Source organism: Pseudomonadota bacterium (assembly GCA_022572885.1).
GTDB lineage: Bacteria > Pseudomonadota > Gammaproteobacteria > Steroidobacterales > MnTg04 > MnTg04.
Genome location: JACZVC010000004.1, coordinates 33,217 through 54,523, shown reverse-complemented (window position 1 = coordinate 54,523; position 21,307 = coordinate 33,217). Strand labels below are relative to the sequence as shown.

The window sequence follows — 21,307 nt, the reverse complement described above, 5'->3', positions numbered from 1 at the left end:
ATGAGCGACAGCAAAGCAATGGCACAAAAAACAACGGGAGCGCTCTCGCTGCTTGCACTAGCGGCTGGTTTTGTTTTATTGATCCTGCTGAGCAATACCTTTCTCAAGGGTTTGCGCCTGGATTTGACGGAAAACAGCCTGTACAGCGTATCGGCAGGCACCGCGGAGATTCTCGCGACAATCGATCAACCGTTGACCCTGCGCTTCTTTTTCTCCGACGAAGCGACCAGAAAACTCCCCGGCATCAGGATCTATGCAAACCGCGTCAGGGAAATGCTCGAGGAATACGTACGGCGCTCGGGTGGCATGATCGAGTTACAGGTCATCGATCCACTGCCGTTTTCCGAGGAAGAAGACCAGGCGATGAACTATGGTCTGCAAGCGATGCAGGCAGGCCGCGGAATCGGTTCTGTTTACTTCGGGCTGGTAGGCACCAACGATTTCGATGACGTGATCATCGTACCTGCGTTCCAGCAACGCAACGAGCAATTCCTCGAATACGACCTGAGCAAACTGATCTACACGCTGAGCCACCCGCAACGTGCCGTCATCGGCTTGCTTAGCGAGCTGCCGCTCGCCGGTGGCTGGAATCCGGCGACCCGATCGCCGGAGCAGCCCTGGGCCGTGCATGGAGCGATCAGCGAAATGTTCGAGATTCGCGCGTTGCCGAAAAACGGCCTGCAGATCGAGCCGGATATCGATGTACTGATGTTGGTGCATCCCAAGCAACTCCCCACCACCACCCTTTACGCGATCGATCAGTTCGTCCTCAAGGGTGGGCGCCTGATCGTGTTTGTCGATCCGCTGGCGGAAACCGATACCGCCGCCGCCGATCTGCAGAATCCGTTCAATGAAATGCTGGGCGACCAAAGCTCAGGTATTCCGAAGTTATTTGCCGCCTGGGGCGTGCAGTTCGACCCGGCACAGGTCGTGGTTGACCGGCAGCTTGCACTGACCGTCAGTACGGGCGGGCCGCGGCCGATTGAGCACATCGGCATGCTCGGGCTCGGCGCTGCGCAATTGAATGACGAGGACGTGCTGACCGGTTTGCTGAGCAGCGTCAACGTCGCCTTGAGCGGGCATTTCACACTGGCCGATGACGCAACCACGACTTTGCAGCCCTTACTGTCAACGACCGAGGATTCTGCTTTGCTCCCGATTGGCCGGTTTTTTTATCTGCAGGATGTGGACAGCCTGCGAGATGGCTATGAACCCTCCGGGCAACCATATGTTATCGCCGCGCGGCTCAGCGGCCAAGTGCGCTCCGCTTTCGGCGACACTCCGCCCGATAACGACGACGATACCGCCGAAACCGCGCACCTGGCGCAATCCCTTGAGCCGGTCAATATCATTCTCGTCGGTGATGCGGACATGCTGGCAAACCACCTGTGGGTGCAAGTCAGCAATTTCTTCGGTCAGCGAATGCTGTCGAAATTTGCCAACAACGGCGATTTTGTCGCCAATGCGCTCGATAATCTCAGTGGCAGCGAAGCCCTGATCAGCATTAGAGGCAGCGCCAGTTTTTCCCGCCCGTTCGAAAGGGTAGAAACGCTGCGGCGGATAGCGGATCAGCAGTTCCGCGCGAAAGAGCAGGAACTGCAGGCAAAACTCGAAGAAACCGAGACAGCGCTGAGCGAATTACAGGCGGACCAATCAGATGGACAAATCCTTACGCTCAGCGACGAGCAAAGAGTGGAGATCGACCGGTACATCGCCGATCGAGCGGAGATCCGAAAAGAATTGCGCCAGGTCAGACACGACCTCGACAGAAACATTGAAAAACTCGGGCGCAACCTGCGGCTGATCAATATCGCCCTGGTCCCCTCGCTGGTTACACTGCTGACGCTTGCCCTGATCGCGTTTCGAAGACGCCGGCAATGAGGCTCGCCAGTCAGGCTCGCCAGTCAGGGAAACTCTGACTTGCCTGGCCTATGTATCGCCGGCCATCAGAGCCTTCATCATCACTTTGCCATTCTGTTTCCTTACATAGCTGGCAAATGTATCGATCGGCATTGCATGGCTGAACAAGTGGCCTTGCACCAGATCGCAACCTTGCGCTGCCAGCACCTCGTATTGTTTCTGATTTTCCACCCCCTCGGCGACCACCCTTTTCCCAAGACCATGACTCATGGCGATAATTGCGCGGGTGAGTTTTTGCGGGCTTTCAGCCTGGTCGATCTCATGCACGAAACTGCGATCGATTTTGATGGTCTGGACAGGATAACGGCGCAAATAGCCCAGCGCTGAATAGCCCGTTCCAAAGTCATCGATAGCCAGGCGAATTTCGTGGCGGCACAGCTCTTCGAGCACCATGCGGATGCGCTGCACCTCTTCAAGGAGCAATCTTTCAGTGATCTCGAGCTCCAGAAACCGGGGCTCGAGTCCATGGCGACCAAGAATGGCCAGGACTTCGCTGACAAAACCGGGCTCATTAAACTGTCGTGGTGATACATTTACGGCGATACTTGCCAATTCGATACCCTTGGTTCGCCAAACCATCATCGCCCGGCATGCCTCTTCCAGCGCGGCATAGCCCATTGGCACGATCAGGCCGGTCTCTTCGGCCACTGGAATAAACTCATCGGGCGAGCTCGCTCGCTCGCTGGAAACCGGCCAGCGCATCAGCGCCTCCGCCCCGACAACCTCCAGTGTTTGCGAATCCAGTAGCGGTTGAAAATGCATTTTCATCCCGCCGCTCTCCACAACGGTACGCAACTGGCTTTCCAGTTTTACCCTGCGCACCGCCGCAAGATTCATTTCTTCCTGGAAGAACATGCACTGATCACGACCAGCTTCCTTGGCGCGATACATCGCAGTGTCAGCGTTGCGCAGCAATTCTTCCACTGTTCTGCCGTCACCCGGATACAGGGTGACCCCGATACTTGCGCTTATGAAATGCTGGCTGCCATCGATTGTAAACGGCTTTTGCAGGCTTTCGAGAATTTCCTTGGCAATACGGCTGACATCCTCTTCTCCATCGATCGAGGAAAGCAGGATGGTAAATTCGTCGCCACCTAATCGTGATATCAGATCGCTGTCCCGGACACGCTTGCCAAGCCGCTCCGCAACCTTGCGAATTAACTGATCGCCTGCACTGTGCCCGCGGACGTCATTGATGATCTTGAAATTGTCGAGGTCGATAAACAACAGTGCGAGCAAGCCACGGTCGCGTTCCGCCCGGCGGATTTCCATGTTGAGACGCTGCGCGAAAAGCTGCCTGTTGGCCAGACCCGTCAGATTGTCGAAGTGTGCCTGGTGATACAACTGCTCGTCGCGCTCAACCGTCGCCATCGCCAACGCAAGGCGCCCGCAAATCTCCGATGACTGACGCATCAGTTCGCCATCCAGTTCCGGCACCTCGCTGTAACCCAGGGTCAAAACACCATAAATCTTTTCACCTTTGATAATTGGCACACAGAACATGCTGACAGCGCCATCGTTGATCAAATCCTGGCAAAAACCTGGCGGCTTTTCCCTGTCCAGGAAAATTCCTGCCTGTGCGTCAGAGAACATCAGCTCGAGATCCCGGTCAATCTTTATTCGTTTGGTTTTACTTTGCTTCTCGCCGGCGAATAGCAGGTAGTTTTGCGCCATTTTCGGCGCCGCACGGTCCAGCACGGTCACCACTGCGTTGTGGCAAGGCACGATTTCTCGCAGCCGTGCCAAAACGATATCGACTACCGCACCCGGCTCCGGCGAACTCAGAATATTTCGATCGACCTCCGACATCGTGGCGAGAATGGAAAAATGGCTGGCCAGACCGCGGGACATTTTACGCAGGCTGTCCGCCAGGCTTTCGAATTCGTCGCCGCTATCCACATCGAGCGACTCATGGAACCTCTTGTTTGAGACGTGACCTGCATAAGTGGTTAATTTCTCAAGCGGCACCATTCTCTTTCTGATTTGCGATCTGCTGATTAACGCCGCGACCAGCAAAGCGCTAAGAAAAACCGTGACAAAAACTATGCGGAAATCGGTGACATCGGCCAGCACCTCATGATCGGCCTTGCCGATCAGCAGCACCCAGGGCTCGTGTGCGAAGTGAGGTTCGAGCGCAACCTGCCAGGTCTGGCCGAGGAGTTTCCGGTTATTTTGCCGCCAGTGAATCGGGGCATCGGTATCCTGGGCAAGGCTATCCGGCATTGCTTCGGTCAAGGCCAGTTTCATTTCTTCGCTGGAACAATACAGCGGGCTGCGATCGCTCCACAGCACGCACATCTGGTGCTGGTCCGGGAGATAGTAGGAATTGCCCCAAATGTATTCCGGCAACAGTTGCGCAACCAGGATTTCGCCATTGTCTCCGGCTGCCGTCAGCAACAGCAGTTCGAAATGTTCCGCCGAATGCTGACTGAGCAAGAGAGGAAGCCCGCTTGCGATATGTTCGAGACCTTCCTCGCTCAATGCGGGAATACTGTCAAGGTCGCCTCTGATGCCGGTCAGCCCCGCGTCGTCGAGTACGGCAATGGCGCTGAACTGCTGCTGGCCAAAGGGGGTTCCGGAATGGAGGTGATCGATTTGATATTGCCGGGCCAGCTCTTTCAGCGTCATTTCCGCCATCCCCAGCCTTTCGTACACTGAAACTCCCAGGGTTTTCGCGTGGTCCTTGAGTTGCTCCTCTGCCTGCTCGGCCAGCAGGCGACTTACGGTGATCAGCGACCAGACCCCAGCGACTGTTACCGGCAGCAACGCGGCCAGCACGAACAGCGTGAACACGCGGCGAGCGACGGTACTGCGCATGTAATTTCTGTCAAGCGCCATGTCCTTTGTTTTCCGTAATAGATTTTCCCACTACCGCACCCGACACAGTGCCAGCGCCCGCCATGTCTGATTGTGCGGTCGTTCACAGCTTTGGGATGAAGGGCCCAGACGGGCGCATTTTTGTGACTCAGATCACACTTTTTCGGGCCATGGCAGGCGGACGCGAGACGGCATTGGAAACCGGGACCCCGGTGACACGCAGGCTATAGGGCTTCGAGCTGCCTATCCTGGACGCGGGCGAGCAACAATCGAGCCGTGATCGCGCCGCTCAGCGCGAGATCGAACAAATCCCGCACCCAAAAACCCAGCGGTGCATCGGCATAGGTGTAATGACCGCCCACCGTCACCAGCAATGCATGAACAGCCATCAGGCAGTACAACAGCGGAGTTAGCCGGAAACTTGCGGCCATCGGGAAAAGTATGGCGATGGCTCAAAGTATCAGACGCTGTTTCGATGGCGCAGCCATTTCTTCCCCCCAAGCTTGCGTATAGCATAGGTTTGGCACAAGTATTTACCAAACCAGCCGGCTCGCCATGAATTCCGGAGTTGACGATGACCGAATTGCTGTATTTGCAGGATGCGTATCTCAAGACCTGTCAAACCAGGGTGCAGCGAGTCAGCGAGCTCGGAATCGTGCTCGGGCAAACAGTTTTTTATCCGCGAGGCGGTGGCCAGCCCGGTGACACTGGCACAATCAAACTGGCCAGTGGCCGTCTGTTGCCGATTACCGATACCATTTACGGACCCACGCATGAAGTGCTGCATGTGCCGGAAGCGGGTCATGAATTGCCTGCGGAAGGGGATGCGGTAGAAATAGAGATCGATTGGGAGCGCCGTTATCGGCTGATGCGTATGCACACGAGCCTGCACTTTCTCGGCGTCGCGCTGCCCTACGGCGTCACTGGTGGCTCCATCGGTGAACGACGAAGCCGGCTCGATTTTGACATGCAGGAACCGATTGACAAAGAAGCGGTGAGTGAAAAAATCAACCAGCTCATTGCGGGCGGGCACCAGGCAGAAACCATCTGGACTGACTGGGAGGAGCTGGACAAGCGGCCGGACCTGATCCGCACGCTGTCAGTCAAACCGCCGCGTACTTCAGAAAGAATCAGGCTACTCAAAATCGGCGACCTCGACCTGCAACCCTGCGCTGGCACCCACGTGAAAAACAGCAACGAGATCGGCCGGGTAATCATCAGTAAAACCGAGAAAAAGGGTAAGCGCAATCGGCGCGTATACCTGGAGCTGGCAGACCAATGACGATGTACGTCCCGCAGCGATTCGCGGCGCCGAATTCCGCAGCGGCGCTGACGGTGATCGAAAATTATGGTTTTGCAACACTCGTTGCTCCAGCGGGGGATGAATGCCACATCACCCACCTGCCCTTGCTGCTCGACCGGGAGAAAAACCAGTGCATGGCTCGAAGTCTATGGCCGGTGGCTTAGTGAATACCGAAATCGCGGAGCCAGATCGAAAACAGGCGATAAGACAGGATCAACACAACCACGCTGCTGGTCAGCGCCAGGAAAGCCAGGACCCAGTAAGGCGCGCGGCGAAAAACAGCCTTTAGCTTGGCCAGCAAGGAAGCCTGTGAATCCGCTTTGAGGGGTACATGCTGGAAACCGGCAATAAAACTGTAAACCGACAGCGCCCAGAGAAAGCCCACAATGGACGGAATCACCCATTGTTCCCCTGATCCATCTGCAGCCCAAATTGTATTCCAGGCGAACATCCCGGCAAAAAGAAACAACCCGGCAAAAGCCAGCGGCTTGACCGGCCGCAGAAACAAAGCAAATTTCTGAAAGCTCTCTAACAAGAGTCGCCACCCTTACTCTGGCCCGGGCAGCGGAAGCGCCAGGCACCATGTATGCAATTCACCGACTTTGGCACCGGCAACAATATGCGAACCCATTTTCTTAAAAAAACGCAGATTGTTCGGATCTTCGGTACTCAGGACAACTGCTTGTGAATGACCGTCCGCTGCGGATAAGCGGCGGAACCCCTCGATCACAACCGGGCCGCATAGCCCTGCCCTTGAAAAGCTGGTTTGACGCCATTCACGCAAGACAAGTCACCCGGCAGGGAGTTATCCGGCGTCGTTACACACGGTAGCTTCACCACCGTGCCGAGCGTCAACCCTTAAGCCTCCAGTGCAATCAGCATACTCCAAGAGGACAGCCGCGGTTAATCCCATTATCGACGGAGGGGACGCGAAAAAAACCCGCATAAATGGAAACGAGGGCTCGCCGGCTTTCGCTCAAACCCGAAAATCTGTCGATTTTCTTTACAACTCGCTGCCTCGGGCTTTGCTGCGCGCTCCGTAAACCGTTGTTTTCCTGATAAATCCTTCTTACGGCACGAATTCTGCATCATTATTTGACAAGTTTTCCTTTCAGCCAAAGTGAATATTGGCCGCATAATAAAAAAAACCATAAATATTTGGACCCGCCGCGCAGGCGGGTTCTTTTTTTCCCCCTTGCCCGTCCTGAAAAGCACACTGGAACCATTGCTGTGGCAATATCGGCATCCTGCAACGCGGCTTGCGAATCCAGCCGCGAGTTGATCGCCAAACCCGAAACCGTATGCTTATGAATGCACCAACGATCGCTTTAAATATTCTCTTGGTCCTGGCGGCTTTCGTGGCGCCGCTCCAGGCCTCCGAGCGCTTCACGGCACGTGATATATTCGAACTTGAATTCGTCAGCGATCCGCAAGTCTCCCCCGATGGCGACAAAGTCATCTTCGTGCGCAATTTCATGGACATCATGAATGACCGCGCGAAATCGAACTTGTGGATCATCGACTACGACGGCGGCGACCTGCGGCCACTGACCACCGGGCTGGTCAACCACACTTCGCCGCGTTGGTCGCCCGATGGCACGCGTCTGGCCTACCTGGCCCGGATCGACGGCCACATGGAAATCATGCTGCGCTGGCTGGACAGCGGCCAGACGGCCAGGATCACACGACTGACCCACAGCGCGGGCAATCTGTCCTGGTCACCCGATGGCCGGCAACTGGCTTTTACGCTGCATGTGTCGATGAAAGCGAATAGCGGCGCGAAAATGCCCGCCAAGCCGAAAGGTGCGAATTGGGCGGATCCGGTGCGAGTGATCGATAGCCTGACTTATCGCTTCGATGGCCGGGGCTTTCTCGAGCAAGGGTACACGCAAGTCTTTGTGGTTCCCGCAGAAGGCGGCACGCCGCGACAAATCACCAACGGCGACTTTGATCACGAAACGCCCATACACTGGACACCCGATGGCATGCACATCCTGATCTCCGCAAATCGCCATGACGATTGGGAGTACGACCCCCTCAATACTGAGATCTACAAGATCAGCGTCGATGACGGCGAAATCCAGGCGCTGACCGATCGTCAAGGCCCCGATGGCAGCCTGGCGATCTCGCGTAATGGCCGGCTGATCGCCTACACCGGCTTCGATGACCACCTGCAAGGCTATGACAATGCGCGATTGTATGTCATGAATGCCGATGGCACCGGTTCGCGGGCCCTCAGCGAGGACTTCGACCGCAATCTGCGAAACCCGCGCTTCAGCCGCGATGGCAAAGGCATCTATTTTCAGTACGACGACCAGGGCAACACGCGCATCGGGTATCTGTCGTTGTCCGGAAAACTGCGCCAGGTAACCGATTCGCTCGGTGGCACCACGCTGGGGCGTCCATACAGCGCATCGAGTTTCAGTATCGCCGGTCACGACCGGATCGCGTTTACCCAGGTCAGCACGTATCGCCCGGCTGACCTCGCGGTTATCGATGGTCGCGGTGGCAAGGCCCGCAGACTGACGGCGGTCAATGACGATTTGTTTGCCCGCAAGGAACTGGGACAGGTCGAGGAGATCTGGTTTGAGAGCAGTTTCGATCAACGGCCGGTGCATGGCTGGATCGTCAAGCCGCCAGGCTTCGACCCGGCAAGGAAATACCCGCTGATCCTGGAAATTCACGGCGGGCCGTTTGCCAATTATGGGCCGCGGTTTGCAGCCGAGATCCAGCTTTATGCCAGCGCCGGCTATGTGGTGCTCTATACCAACCCTCGCGGCAGCACTTCCTATGGCCAGGAATTCGGCAACCTGATTCATCATGCCTACCCGGGCAACGATTACGATGACCTGATGTCGGGTGTGGACGCAGTGCTGGCCAAAGGCTATGTCGATCCGGATCAGCTTTATGTCACCGGCGGCAGCGGTGGCGGCGTGTTGACCGCGTGGATCGTCGGCAAGACGGATCGTTTCCGGGCGGCGGTAGCTGCCAAACCGGTGATCAACTGGTACAGCTTTGCGCTGACCGCGGATATTTACAGTTTCGTTTACCGGTACTGGTTCCCGGGCCCGCCATGGGAACACCAGGACGAATACATGCGGCGCTCGCCGTTATCGCTGGTCGGCAATGTGAGCACACCAACCATGCTGTTGACCGGTGAGCAAGACCTGCGCACGCCGATTTCTGAAAGCGAGCAGTTTTACCAGGCACTGAAACTGAGAAAAATCGATACTGCGCTGGTCCGGGTCCCCGGGGCCTCGCACGGTATCGCGATCAGACCCAGCCAGTTGATCGCCAAGGCGGCGAATATTCTCGACTGGTTTGCGCGCCACAACGGGGAAACGGAGAACGACGAATGACGGTTGCTAACAGGCTGTTAATGGCGCCAGGCGGCCCGATAGCCCATCCCCATGCGGATGATCTGCTCGAGCAAATCGCGGTAGGAATAGCCAGCCGCTTCCGCGCTTTCGGCGAAGTCGTCGCCATAAGACAGCTCGGGGTTGGCATTCGCTTCCAGCACGAAAACCTTTTCGTCATCGGTCAGGCGAAGATCGATGCGCGCGTAACCGCTTAGTTGCAAGGCCTTGTATACGCGCCGGCCAATTTTTTGAATGCGTTTTTCCAGTTCCGGCGGCAGGTCGGTTGCCCGCTTGCTGCTGATGCCGTATTTCTTGCGGTACGCGAGATCCCACTTGACCTTGCGCGTCGCCACCCGCGCGCTATCGGCAGGCAGTCTGCCGAAATCCATTTCCCAGACCGGAAAAGTCTTCAGCCGGTGATTCCCAATGACGCCGACATACAGTTCGCGTCCGTCTATGTATTCCTCGATCAGGGCGTCGGTACCGGTTTGCTCATGAATAAACGCGACTCGTTCACGCACTTTGTCTGCGTCCGTGACCCGTGAGGCCTGTGCGATCCCCAGTGAAGCATCCTCCGTCGCAGACTTGATCATTAACGGGTAACGAAGTTTTCCCAGTCCTGCAATTCGCCGCCCTGCCTTGCCGATGGTGAAACGCGCTGTCGGTATGCGATGAAAAATCATGATCTTCTTGCTCAGCGCCTTGTCCCGCGACAGGAACAACCCACTTGGGTTGCAACCGGTGTAACGCTGTTTCATTAACTCCAGGTAGGCGACGACATGATGATCGTAGGCCGTTACATCGTGAAATTCCTCGAGCAGGTTGAAGGTAATGTGCGGCTCCCATCCCACCAGGGTCTTGCGCAGCACGCCCAGGTCATAACGCAGGCCGAGTACCCTGACATCGTGCCCGACCTCACGCACCGTGGCGCAAACGTCGTACTCGGTCTGGCAAACCAGCATCGCCGATTCGTCCAAATCCGAGTCATGGTCTGGCGGGATCAGATCCTCGTGCACCAAAACCAGGACGCGCAACTTCTTCATACGGCGATCCTGTACCTGCCGCTGTGCAGATAGTTGATAATGTGGGTAGACAACATGGCAACCGCCTGTTGCATGGCGACTTCCTCCTGCTGCCCGACCCGCAGACCCAATTCAAGGCAGCGTTGCTGCATATCGCGGAGCACCTGGTGTACGCCATAGGAATTCTGCCCGGTCCAGAATGCCACGACCTCACACAACTGGCGGCGGTTACGGCGCAAAAAAGTTGCGGCCGTCATGGCGTTTTTTTTCGCCCGGTGATTGTCCACGAATAACCGGCGTAATTCCTGGTCGTGCAGTTCGGCATGATCGATCGCGTACAGCGCGCGCTTTTCCGCATAGTGATCGCGCAGCGTCAACTTGAGATTTCTGATCGAAGCGACGTGCCGGCGGCTACAGACTTTCGCCTTGCGCCCGGCGATATCACCCATCAACTCATTCACATATTCGAGCTTGCCCAACGCAGGCCAGGACCGGTAATCGTGACGCCAGCGCGAGCGCGGTTTGAGCCACACGGCGAATGTCTCGGCAAAATCCTCGGCCGGGTGCGCCTGCGCATACCACAACGCCAGGTGTTGCACATAACGCATGCTGGTTGGCTTTGGCCGGTACGTTTTCGGGTAAGGCTTGCGCGGATTGCCGAAAACCCTGCGCCAGCGAACGCGGCGGCTCAACCCATATGCCGTATCCAGGGCGTGGCCCGTTTCATGCCTCAGCAATTTCAGGCACCAGCTCTCGCTGCCGCCCTCGACCTCCATCATCATCTTTCGTTCCAGCTTCATCAGCCGCGGATGAGCGAGATAAAAAGCGATCGCGATACCAGGCACGCCATCGGGCGAAAACCACTCCTCGCTCAGCCAGCAGTGCGGCCGGAATTCGATCTCCCGATCGGCGAGTTCTTCGTAAAGACGCTCGACCCGCACCTCGAGCACCGTGCCTGTTAGCGATAAACCCAGATCACAAAAACGCAGATCGAGCAATTCACGATCCGCGAAGGCGGCCCAGGCAGGTTGTTTTTTTCGCGCCATTTTTTGTTTTTTTCTGCTAATACCGCGTAATAAAATCATTAAAGCTGGCTGGCGACTATCCTGGCCAGCGTGTTTTTCCAGTCTTCCGGCAAGGGGCTGGTCAATTCTTCCGCTACCGCGAAATCCTTGTCAAATACTTTTTCGATGGCCAGCCTTGCAAACTCCGGATCGGAACTGGCGATGTTCATCTCACGCTGAACCCGGAAACTCATTTTGTCTATGTTGGCTGAGCCAAAGCACAACCAGCCGTCATAAATGGCCGCCTTGACATGCGACATGCCAGGGTAAATATAGACGCGCGCGCCATATTTTAACAAGGTGTTGGCAGACACGACGTTTGCCAGATTCATGATCCCGTGATTGCCTTCCATCGGTATGATGACCCTGACATCGACACCGCGCATGCGTGCCTTTACCAGTTCGTAGAGAATGGCTGAGCTGGAGAAATAGGCGTTCTCGATATAGATGTATTTCTGCGCCCTGCGTATCGCCTGGCGCTGGGCACGGTAGATCTCGGATTTCGCCGGCTTGGTGCGCAATATCCGCATCTCAAACTCCTCGGGCGCCGGCAATTCGCGTTTTTTCCGCATCCAATGCGCGGCCAGCGCGAGATCGCCCAGGATGGACGAGTGCTCCCATTTCCCATCGAAATCGTATTCGATCAGGTTAACCACGGGGCCGGTCAGCTTCAGCATCAGGTCGTGCCACTCCCAGCGGTATTCCCTGCCGATGTTCATACCGCCGATGAACGCAATCTTGCCATCGATAATCGAAGTCTTGACATGGTCGCCGGCCATCCATGGATTGGTCAGCACCCGTGTTTTAACCCTGGATCCGTCTCTGAGATAGCGCGTGATTTCAGGCGGCGCCCGATATCCGGCCGGCGTGGTTCCGGCCTCTGCCTTTTGCGCCATCTGGTTGCCAATGCCGTCCACGGTTATCTTGATCTCGACATCCGCTGACCGTTTTTTCAACAGGTCGGCAATCTCAAGAGCGAAGTCATCCCGGTCAAAAATATAGGTTCGAATCTTGACCGATTTCTCGGCCTTGTTTATCGCATCGATAAAGTATGGAAAAAACTCATCGCCATCGATCAGGAACTCCGCCATACCGGTGACGCGTTTCGCCCCGAACATCCTGTCGAGAGTGGATTCCCACGCAACCAGGTCCATACCCGGACCGTCGTTGAGCGGCGGTATCGGTTTATTCTTCAGGGAACGATAGGAAAAAGTGTTGATGAATAATTGCTCGGTGATGTCCCATGCGGTATCCAGCACGAAAAAAAACAAGCGCGAAACAAAACTGACCGGCCGGTTTAACGGTTCGATGTAATAACTGCGTACGATCTGCCAGCCGGTCTTGCCGGCGCTGGTCACCAAGCTGGTCGGGGTGCTGCCAAAGGTAAACGGCTCCAACGACAGGAATCCGATCTGGCCGCGTGATCGGTCGACGATGACCAGCGGCCTGGCGTGGGGCCCGAGCTCGCCGGTCTTGAACAGCACCTGGCTGCTGCGTACGCCGGTCTCATCGAGATAAGAACCAATGATTTCAAGCAAGGTGTCCGCCTGCTTCTCCAGCCGCAGCACATTGGTCAGCGGAATCCCGGTCGGCCATTTCGAGCGATCGGTCTCGGTCACGATGCTGCCGTCGTGGTTCCGGTATGCATATACCGCGGTATCGCGGGAATTAATAACTACCCCCTGTAAAGGCTGGCTCGGTGTAAACGATTCGACGACTCGCCGGGAAATTTCCTGCCACTGAACCTCGTCGAACACCGGAATGCTGGTTTCGCCGTTATTTTCTTCGTCTACACTCTCCCGGCTGATTTCCTCGATAAAAAATACCGGCAACCAGTCTGTGTGAATATTGATATCGAACTGCGTAGAAGGAGTGGCCTGACCGTGAAAAGGCCTGCCATCGAGTTTCAGATGGAGCAACAAACTGTCATCGCGTACCGCTGCACTGACGATGTCCAGATGCTCCCAGACGCGCACCAGTCCGAGGTTGGCTTCCAGATCGAGTCGCGCTTCCTCAGGCACCGTGCCATGATAATCGGGTCGTGCTGCACACGCGGACAGCAAACAGACCAGAGCAAGCAAACCGATGATTTTTAATGACCGATATTGTCGTGTCATCGATACCCCCTGCCACCAGCCCGGACTATTCATGATTAAGCCGGGTTAGGTTTTTGCCAGCCGCATCGCCGCATCGGCCAGGATTTCTATCGTCAGATCTACCGTGTCGCGGTGGGTGCGGAAATTCAGTATTGCAGCGCGCAGGACGAACCGGCCATTAATGCGGGTTGAGGAGATAAAAACCCGGCCGTCTTTTTTTACTTCGTCGACCAGTTGCTTGTTGAACCGGTCGGCGTCGCCGCTTTTTGGAACATAGCGATAGGTCGCCACACTCAATTGCGGCTCCGGTCCCGCTGCAAAACCAGCCACTTTCTGGATTTCCTCGTGGAAATATTTGGCCAGCAGCAGTTTTTCGTCCAGTGCGGCGCGAAACGGCGCGAGGCCGTGGATCATCAGCGGCAGCCACAGGCGCAGACCCCGAAACGGCCGGCTCAGCTCGGGCGACAGATCGGCGGGTGACATCATCGCGACATCCAGGGTGGCATCCTGCATGTAATGGGCCTGGTAATTAAAAGCCCTGTGCATGGCGGCCTGATCGCGCACCAGCACCGCGCCGCTGCCATAGGGAAGAAACAATCCCTTGTGCGGATCCATGACCACCGAATCCGCGCGTGACATGCCGCCGAGCAATTCCTTTGCCGCGTCGCAAAGTACGAAGAAACCCCCATAGGCGGCATCGATATGCAACCACAGGTGCTGCTGCTGGCAAATATCGGCCAGGGCATCGAGCGGGTCCACGGCGCCGACATCGGTGGTGCCAGCCGAGGCGACGACCAGCCACGGAATCAACGCACCCGCCCGGTCGGTCTCTATCGCCGCCGCCAGCGCTTCCGGCCTGATCCGGTAGCGCTCATCCATTTCCAGAAAACGCAACACGCACTCGCCGAGTCCGGCTACCCGCAGCGCTTTTTCTACCGAATGATGTGCCTGCTCACTGAGATAAACCACGGTCCGCGGTATATCGGCGGCCCTCACCTCGTGCGCCTCCCGGCCGGCGACAATACCGGTGAGGTTGGCCATGCTGCCACCCGATGTCAGGTCGCCGGCCGCCCCTTCCGGAAAACCGATCAGCGAGCCCATCCAGCGTAACAGGCTTTTTTCCAGGCGCACCGCACCGGGGCCTGCAAACAGTATCCCAGCGTAACGATTGAAGACATCGGCCAGGTAATCGCCCAGGGCGGCCGTGTATACCCCGCCACCCGGTATATAACCGATGTGGCCACCGGAGGCCGGGTTGATCCCGGTCCGGTCGACAGCGGATGACAGGTAGGCGAGCGCCTTTGCAAGCCCGGCCGGTTCGTCCGCAATGGCGGGTGGCTGCGGCGTCGTCGACGGGTCGTCCGCCACATAAGTCTTCAGGCCGGGTAAAGCGTTCAGGAATTGGTTGGCATACGCCTCGACATCACGGTTCAGCGCGGCGCGCTGCTCCTGATCCGGTTCGAGCCGTCGTGCGGTTTCTTCGAGTTTTGCCAGTTCATCGAGCAAGCGTACGCCCCCATTCAATTTCCAGCTTTTGTCAGCAAGCAGACGGCAGATGTCCTTTTTTTATCCGCCCGAGGTCAACCATGGGCGCAACTCTGCGTTAAATCCATAAACCCGCTCAATAGCGGCCAGCCGTCGCAAGTCCGATTGGCGAACCGCCCAGGTAGAAAAAGGAAGATCTCATGCGTCATTTTCAACTCAAAATCCTCACCAGTGTGTTGCTGGCCGCCATGTTGGCCGCCTGTGGCGAGGTCGACGATACCAGTACAGCGAACCAGCCGCCTCTATCAGCGCAAATCGGGACTGTTGCGATTTCGCTGACCGATGCCCCGGATTTTCGTTTCGATGAGGTAAACGCAAGCATCGCCGCAATCTTGTTGATCGGGCCGGATGGTCCGGTCAGTGTCTTGTCGGATCCCGTGACCATCAATCTGCTGAGCCTGGGCAACGTCGCCGACATAATCGCCATCGAGGATGTGCCGGCAGGCCAGTACGGAAGAATCCGTATGATTCTGACCGATCTCGAGCTGATCGAGTATGACGAGAACGGCGATATCGCCGTCAGGATCACTCCACCACTGCCGGTCGATGGTCGTATCGACCTTTTCCCAAGCGAACCGATCCAGGTCCTCGCTGACGGCCTGCTGCATATCGAACTGGATTTTGATGCGGAAAAATCGATTACCGTGTCGACGACAAACGGTGAAGTGACCGTTCGCCCGGTAATTTTCATACGCATCGATCGCTTTACGCGTCTCGGCAAACTCGCCCGCGTTCACGGCCTGATCGTCCGTCTCGATAGTGACAATCAGCGCTTCGTGCTTTGCCCCAGGCATGTCATTGCCGATGCGGACCATAGCGACGACGATCTGAATTTTGGTCATTGCATCGTGGTCCGGGCGTCTGAAAACACCGGGATCTTCGATCAGCAGGGCGACCCAGCCAGGTTCGAACAGTTGACTCGCGGGCAGGAACTAACGGCAATCGGATTCCCGGCGCCTTTTGCCGGCGTGATCGCCGGCGACGATGCCGATACCCGCCGGCACATCGCACTGGACACGGTCACGATAGAACTCGGCCGCCGTGGCACATTCGCCCACCTGCGTGGAATCACCGCAACCGGGGTCGATCCTGCCACCGGCCAGTTTGGCTTCCTGCTCGCCCCTAACCAGGGATTCACGCCCGGATCGGCAGTCCAGGTTCAACTACAGGCAGGAACGCGCATCTTCGCACTCGATGGAGTGGAGCTGGATGCCAGCGAGATTCGAGCGGAATATCGTGGCCTGGTCGATGGCGTGATCAGCCTGTCCCCCGGCTCGCCAGCCCTGGTCAAGTCGGCACTGGTGATCCTGAAACGCACGGCCGATGTTATCGACCGCCTCAAAGGCATTATTTTGAATATCGACCTGGCAAGTGGCAGCCTGGTTATCAGTAGCGAGATCGGTGATCGTTGTATCGTGACCACCGGTGAAACGCGCATTCTGTTGATCACTCGAAATTTAGACGAAAATACCCAGACCATTGAACGCGTTGAGCTGGCAGACCTGCAGACCGGCCTGGGTATCCACGCCTATGGCGAGTTCCTGGCAAGCGGCTGCCTGGCGGCCGGGACCCTGGTCGCTTTTAACGCGGAAAGCGACAGCGAATAAACCAGCGCCGAGGAGCCAGCCTCTCAGACACGCGCCGGTGCCCGCTCATGCGGTCACCGGCGCCTTTGCATCTGCTGAAACCCGGCTGGAAATCAATCCGGTTTCAGGTGTCGCTCCATCAATTTGAATACGCGGCGGTACTCGTCCAGCCAGGAATCCGCATGCACGAAGCTGTGCGGGTCCAGCGGATAAATCGCGATTTCAAAATCTTCCTTTTGCAGTTCGATCAGACGCTGCACCAGCATGACCGAATCCTGGAAAAAAACGTTGTCGTCCTGCATGCCCGCGGCGATCAGCAGTGGTTTCCGCAAACCCTCGGCGAACTCGATCGGCGAGCTGCGCTCGAAAGCCATCGGGTCGATCTCGGGCGTGTTGAGCATGCGCGACGTATAGCCATGGTTGTAATGCCGCCAGTCAACGACGGGCCTGAGCGCGGCGCCCGCGGCGAAAAGTTCGGGCGCGCGGAACAGCGCCATGAAGGTCATGAACCCGCCATACGAGCCCCCGTAGATACCGACCCGGCCGCGGTCCACATTGTAGTTTTCCACCAGAAAATCCACGCCATCGATAAAATCCTCGAGCTCCGGATGCCCCATGTTGCGATAGATGGCCGTTCGCCACTCGCGCCCATAACCTTTGGATGCGCGGTAATCCATATCGATGACGATATAGCCGTTTTGCGTCAACAGTGTGTGAAACATGAATTCGCGAAAATAATATGGCCAGCCCATGTGCGCATTCTGAGTGTATCCAGCGCCGTGCACGAACATCACGGCCGGGTATTGCCTGGCCGGATCGTAATCGACGGGCAGGTAAAGCTTCGAATAGACAGGCCGGTCCACGTGGCTCGATGGCACTTCGACGATCTCGGGTATGACCCAGTCGATAGCCTTGTATTGCGCAGAAACTGTGTCGGTCAGCCGCAACGGGTCGGCGCCCGCCTCGGCATCCTGCACGAACAAGTCTGGGTGGCGGTCCAAGGATGAGTGCGTGATCAGCAGGCGTTGCCCGTCGGGCGACAAACTAAAACCGTTCACACCGCCTAGCGCGCTTATCTGCGCCAACTCGCCGCCAGCAGCCGGCACCTTGTAGATCTCGTAGTTACCGGGGTGAGTGCGATTGGCTCGAACATAAAAGCTCATACCGGATGCGTCGACTTCGGGTTCGGTCACGACGAATGAACCGCGGGTCAATTGCCGGGATTTTTTCTGGTCGATGGATTTGAGAAAAAGATGCGAATAGCCGGATTCCTCGGATAAGTACCAGAAGGTTTCGCCATCAGGCATCCAGCCATGCTCATTGTTGTCCCAGTTTATCCAGGCGCCGTCGGTCAGCCGGTGCTGCGGCACCAGGGCGGAATTTTCGAAATCGACAGTCGCTATCCAGCGATCCTTGTTGTCGTTGGCCGCCATTTGCAGCAAGACCTGGCTACCGTTGGCATTCCAGCTAATCTCGAGGACCGTCAGCGTGCGTTGATCCGGCGCCTTGAGTTTTTCTTCGACTTGCTCTTTATCGGCCCCGCGCTCGACATGCCATTCGATCGCGGCCTTGCGGATTTTTCTCAGTGGGTCCTTTTTGATCCCCGGCAATACGCCCAGGTCCAGCTTTTCAAACGACCCTTCTCCCAAATCGACCAGCAATATATCCTGGCCGGCCGGCGGGTTGCGATTTACCCTCGGTCGGGTATCGCGAATCTCTGTGTAACCGCTCTCGGTCACATAGTTGGGCATTTTCCCGCTTTGTCCTGGCTCGTCTTTTTCGTTCTCGACGACCAGCATCAGGTAACGACCCGATGGCGACAGGCTGCGCGTGACTTCACGCAGATCCGAGCCCAGGTAGATCGGCAGCGGCGTGCGGCTGGCATCCGCCCGATGTACCTCCTCCTCGTGTTTCTCCAGGGAATCGGCCAGGCGCCTGTCCTCGCGAAGCGTCTCGTAGGTCCGCATCTGCTGCTCGCGCAGCATGTCAAACTCCGGATCGTCCCCGGGGCTTTTCTCCAACCGGATATCGGCAAGCTGGCGAGTCAACCCGGTATCGAAATCGTGGACCCGATAGGCGCCATCGCCAACCCAGGCAAGCCGGTTGCCGTCGGCCATGAATACCGGTGCGCTTTCCGGGTCTGCGGTCGCGGTCAGCTGCCGCGACTCCCCTGCCGGCAGGTCACGAATCCAGACATCGCCTGCGTGAATCCAGCTCACCCGGGTACGATCACCGTTGTAAACGCGGCTGGCATTCGAACTCGCAGTCAGACCCCGGGCGTCGGGCTCCTGGATCTCGCCGCCGTCCACCGAAACACGGTACCAGTCGCGGATTCGTTCGCCGCGGCGTTTCTGGCTATAGAAAACCGACTCGCCGGAATCGTTCCAGTAAGCTCCTTCGGGCTGGTTGCCGATCCAGTCGGGGTCCGCCATGATCTGCTCGAGGGCGGGTCCGGCAATCGCTGCGCTGCAGGCAAGCCAGGCTAACGCGGTCAACAAAGCAAAACGTACTTTCATCACTCTCTCCGTCTGCGCCCGGGCAGCAGCATAAATTCAGCGAACCCACCGCCGCAAGTGGCAAGGCCACCAGCCGTGATCAGGCGCCGGCACAGGCACGCGAGCCCGCATATTTCACCGGCCGGGAGGCAAAAAAAGGGCGGCATGCGCCGCCCTGTCAAACCATCGGTGGCTCAGTGGCTGGCGATCCAGCGATCGATCTTGGCATCGAGCACACTCAGCGGCAGCGGGCCGTCTTCCAGCACTTGCCGATGGAAAGCCTTGATATCGAATCGCTCGCCCAGCGCGGATTCAGCACGGGCGCGCAACTCGGATATCTTGAGCTGACCGATCTTATAGGCCAGCGCCTGGCTCGGAATGGCAATATAGCGTTCGGCCTCGGCAACGGCTTTCGCCTCATTCGTTGCCGAATTGGCATACATGAAATCCAGCACCTGCTGCCGGGTCCAGCCCAGGTAATGCAGGCCGGTATCGACCACCAGGCGAATCGCCCGCCACAGCTCTGCATTGAGCGCCCCGAAATACTGGTAGGGATCCGCGTACATGCCGATTTCCTTGCCCAGTGACTCGGCGTACAGGCCCCAGCCTTCGCTGTAAGCCGTGTAACCGCCAAATTTCCTGAAACGCGGCATATCCTCGATTTCCAGTGTCAGCGCGCCCTGAAAATGATGGCCCGGAATCGCCTCATGCAGGAACAGCGATTGCATGGCCCATTTCGGCCGCGCCTTCAGATCGTAGGCATTCGCATAAAAAACGCCGGGGCGGGAGCCGTCTGGCGATGGCCTCATGTAGGAACCGCCCGAGGCAGTCTTTTCGCGAAACGGCTCGACCGCACGAATCTCGTAGTCCGCTTTTGGCAGGCGATCAAAAATCTTGAGCGCCTTTGCGTGCACTTCCTCGCGCAGCGCCTTGTAGCCATCGATGAGCTGATCCCGCTCGTCATAATAAAACTGCGGGTCGGAATTCAGGAACTCGAAAAATTCCTTGAGCGTGCCGTCGAAGCCGACTTCATCCATGACCGCTTGCATCGAGCCATGAATACGCTCGACCTCGGCAAGACCAATCTCATGAATGGCTTGCGCCGACAGATCGGTGGTCGTCGTGGTCGCAATGAGATACGCATACCATGCATCACCACCGGGCAAGTCTTTCAAGCCGACGCTCTCGCGGGTGGCCGGAAGATACTCGTCGCGGACGAAATCCCGCAGCATGAGGTAAACCGGGATCAACTTGTTTGCAATCGCATTGCGATACGCCGTGGTCAATGCCGTTTTTTCATTTTCGCTAAACGATTCCGGCATATTTTGAATTGGCCGGTAAAACAGGCTTTCCTCGATATCGGCTACCAGGTGCGCGTCCAGTTGCGGCACGACCTTTTCCATCAGCACTCGAGGCTGCACCAGCCCTTTTTCCATGCCTGCCCGCATGTTGTCCCGTGCCTGGTGCATCCAGATTACAAAACCGTCGATGCGCCCCAGGAAATCCTGGTAGTCCTTGACCGTCTTGAACGGGTGCAGGCTGGCGCCTGACCCCATTTGCGCGAAGAAATTCGGCGTGCTCCTGAACTGGTTCAACGGCATTAGCTCCCCCGGGAATTTCTCGCCGGCCAGGTTTTCTTCCTGGTTGCGCTGGAAAATCTGGAAACTGAGCAAATCCTGACCGCTCAGCCCGTCGGAACCGATCACCAGCAAGCGATCGAGACACTCGTGCGTCAATGCGGATTTTTTTTCGATATGCTCAGGGCCGATGCTGTTGGCGAAACGGTCGTTGTATCGATTGTCGCCGATGAAAGTCGCGTAAATCGGGTTCAGCTCCATCGAGCGATCGAAACATTCCTCGTACAACTCATTGAGCTGAACGATTTTCTCACTCGCATCCGCAACGGCCTCCGCCGTCATTTGATCCTGATCATGTCCCGTCCCGTCACATGCGGCCAGAATCAACGCAAAAAACAGGCTGGTAAATCGAGCGATTTTCATGTTTGTCCCCTTCGCAGGCAATGGCTGGCGCCCGGATAAAGGCCGGCAGACTATCACAGGAAGCGGAGCTATAGGCAGCAATATACGGTGGCGCGTTGGG

Annotated in this window: 15 protein-coding genes; 5 read left to right on the top strand and 10 right to left on the bottom strand. The window is 57.1% G+C overall.

Annotated features, from left to right (window positions below; genetic code table 11):
• Entirely contained in the window at positions 1 to 1,881 is a 1,881-nt protein-coding gene (locus IIA05_02515; GenBank protein ID MCH9025973.1) for a Gldg family protein, read from the top strand.
• 48 nt (positions 1,882 to 1,929) lie between these two features.
• Here the strand turns inward: IIA05_02515 and IIA05_02510 are convergent, their stop codons facing one another.
• Together IIA05_02510 and IIA05_02505 are read right to left on the bottom strand one after the other, a co-directional pair.
• Positions 1,930 to 4,758, bottom strand: a complete 2,829-nt coding sequence (locus IIA05_02510) for an EAL domain-containing protein (GenBank protein MCH9025972.1) — start codon at positions 4,756 to 4,758, stop codon at positions 1,930 to 1,932.
• A 203-nt stretch (positions 4,759 to 4,961) separates the two neighbouring features.
• A complete protein-coding gene (locus tag IIA05_02505; protein MCH9025971.1) occupies positions 4,962 to 5,168 on the bottom strand; it encodes a DUF2238 domain-containing protein in 207 nt (68 codons plus the stop codon).
• A gap of 143 nt (positions 5,169 to 5,311) precedes the next feature.
• Here IIA05_02505 and IIA05_02500 point away from each other — a divergent pair, with 143 nt between their 5' ends.
• On the top strand, positions 5,312 to 6,019 hold the full coding sequence (locus IIA05_02500) for an alanyl-tRNA editing protein (protein MCH9025970.1): 708 nt from the start codon (positions 5,312 to 5,314) through the stop codon (positions 6,017 to 6,019).
• Positions 6,016 to 6,204, top strand: a complete 189-nt coding sequence (locus IIA05_02495) for an FMN-binding negative transcriptional regulator (protein ID MCH9025969.1) — start codon at positions 6,016 to 6,018, stop codon at positions 6,202 to 6,204. Before IIA05_02500 ends, IIA05_02495 begins: the two co-directional genes overlap by 4 nt.
• Here the strand turns inward: IIA05_02495 and IIA05_02490 are convergent.
• Together IIA05_02490 and IIA05_02485 are read right to left on the bottom strand one after the other, a co-directional pair.
• On the bottom strand, positions 6,201 to 6,575 hold the full coding sequence (locus tag IIA05_02490; protein ID MCH9025968.1) for a hypothetical protein: 375 nt from the start codon (positions 6,573 to 6,575) through the stop codon (positions 6,201 to 6,203). The genes IIA05_02495 and IIA05_02490 overlap by 4 nt on opposite strands.
• Before the next feature lie 12 nt (positions 6,576 to 6,587).
• Positions 6,588 to 6,824, bottom strand: a complete 237-nt coding sequence (locus IIA05_02485) for a hypothetical protein (GenBank protein MCH9025967.1) — start codon at positions 6,822 to 6,824, stop codon at positions 6,588 to 6,590.
• A gap of 523 nt (positions 6,825 to 7,347) precedes the next feature.
• Here IIA05_02485 and IIA05_02480 point away from each other — a divergent pair.
• Positions 7,348 to 9,399 carry a S9 family peptidase gene (locus IIA05_02480; protein ID MCH9025966.1) on the top strand — a complete coding sequence of 684 codons (2,052 nt, stop codon included), beginning with the start codon at positions 7,348 to 7,350 and terminating at the stop codon, positions 9,397 to 9,399.
• 17 nt (positions 9,400 to 9,416) lie between these two features.
• Here the strand turns inward: IIA05_02480 and IIA05_02475 are convergent, their stop codons facing one another.
• From IIA05_02475 to IIA05_02460, 4 genes are read right to left on the bottom strand one after another with little or no spacing between them, the layout of a single operon-like run.
• Positions 9,417 to 10,442, bottom strand: coding sequence for a D-alanine--D-alanine ligase (locus IIA05_02475; protein ID MCH9025965.1), 1,026 nt, complete (start codon positions 10,440 to 10,442; stop codon positions 9,417 to 9,419).
• Positions 10,439 to 11,467 (bottom strand): putative zinc-binding metallopeptidase, encoded by a 1,029-nt coding sequence (locus tag IIA05_02470; GenBank protein ID MCH9025964.1) that lies wholly within the window; start codon positions 11,465 to 11,467, stop codon positions 10,439 to 10,441. The genes IIA05_02475 and IIA05_02470 overlap by 4 nt, the downstream gene beginning before the upstream one ends.
• 38 nt (positions 11,468 to 11,505) lie before the next feature.
• Positions 11,506 to 13,602, bottom strand: a complete 2,097-nt coding sequence (locus IIA05_02465; GenBank protein MCH9025963.1) for a phosphatidylserine/phosphatidylglycerophosphate/cardiolipin synthase family protein — start codon at positions 13,600 to 13,602, stop codon at positions 11,506 to 11,508.
• A 45-nt stretch (positions 13,603 to 13,647) separates the two neighbouring features.
• Positions 13,648 to 15,087 (bottom strand): aminotransferase class V-fold PLP-dependent enzyme, encoded by a 1,440-nt coding sequence (locus tag IIA05_02460; GenBank protein MCH9025962.1) that lies wholly within the window; start codon positions 15,085 to 15,087, stop codon positions 13,648 to 13,650.
• Positions 15,088 to 15,266: 179 nt separating this feature from the next.
• On the opposite strand from IIA05_02460, the gene IIA05_02455 reads away from it, so the two are divergent.
• Positions 15,267 to 16,733, top strand: a complete 1,467-nt coding sequence (locus IIA05_02455) for a DUF4382 domain-containing protein (protein ID MCH9025961.1) — start codon at positions 15,267 to 15,269, stop codon at positions 16,731 to 16,733.
• 92 nt (positions 16,734 to 16,825) lie between these two features.
• Here the strand turns inward: IIA05_02455 and IIA05_02450 are convergent, their stop codons facing one another.
• The gene (locus tag IIA05_02450; protein ID MCH9025960.1) at positions 16,826 to 19,228 is read right to left on the bottom strand and encodes a prolyl oligopeptidase family serine peptidase; all 2,403 of its coding nucleotides are present in this window, start codon (positions 19,226 to 19,228) and stop codon (positions 16,826 to 16,828) included.
• Between the two features lie 173 nt (positions 19,229 to 19,401).
• Entirely contained in the window at positions 19,402 to 21,207 is a 1,806-nt protein-coding gene (locus IIA05_02445; GenBank protein MCH9025959.1) for a DUF885 domain-containing protein, read from the bottom strand.
• Positions 21,208 to 21,307: the final 100 nt, after the last annotated feature.

What these genes read in the sequence shown, in the direction of transcription:
- IIA05_02505 (MCH9025971.1), bottom strand. Translation starts at nt 5,168, where the DNA reads ATGGCCGCAAGTTTCCGGCTAACTCCGCTGTTGTACTGCCTGATGGCT.
- IIA05_02515 (MCH9025973.1), top strand. Translation starts at nt 1, where the DNA reads ATGAGCGACAGCAAAGCAATGGCACAAAAAACAACGGGAGCGCTCTCG.
- IIA05_02450 (MCH9025960.1), bottom strand. Translation starts at nt 19,228, where the DNA reads ATGAAAGTACGTTTTGCTTTGTTGACCGCGTTAGCCTGGCTTGCCTGC.
- IIA05_02475 (MCH9025965.1), bottom strand. Translation starts at nt 10,442, where the DNA reads ATGAAGAAGTTGCGCGTCCTGGTTTTGGTGCACGAGGATCTGATCCCG.
- IIA05_02465 (MCH9025963.1), bottom strand. Translation starts at nt 13,602, where the DNA reads ATGACACGACAATATCGGTCATTAAAAATCATCGGTTTGCTTGCTCTG.
- IIA05_02455 (MCH9025961.1), top strand. Translation starts at nt 15,267, where the DNA reads ATGCGTCATTTTCAACTCAAAATCCTCACCAGTGTGTTGCTGGCCGCC.
- IIA05_02445 (MCH9025959.1), bottom strand. Translation starts at nt 21,207, where the DNA reads ATGAAAATCGCTCGATTTACCAGCCTGTTTTTTGCGTTGATTCTGGCC.
- IIA05_02470 (MCH9025964.1), bottom strand. Translation starts at nt 11,467, where the DNA reads ATGGCGCGAAAAAAACAACCTGCCTGGGCCGCCTTCGCGGATCGTGAA.
- IIA05_02510 (MCH9025972.1), bottom strand. Translation starts at nt 4,758, where the DNA reads ATGGCGCTTGACAGAAATTACATGCGCAGTACCGTCGCTCGCCGCGTG.
- IIA05_02480 (MCH9025966.1), top strand. Translation starts at nt 7,348, where the DNA reads ATGAATGCACCAACGATCGCTTTAAATATTCTCTTGGTCCTGGCGGCT.
- IIA05_02500 (MCH9025970.1), top strand. Translation starts at nt 5,312, where the DNA reads ATGACCGAATTGCTGTATTTGCAGGATGCGTATCTCAAGACCTGTCAA.
- IIA05_02495 (MCH9025969.1), top strand. Translation starts at nt 6,016, where the DNA reads ATGACGATGTACGTCCCGCAGCGATTCGCGGCGCCGAATTCCGCAGCG.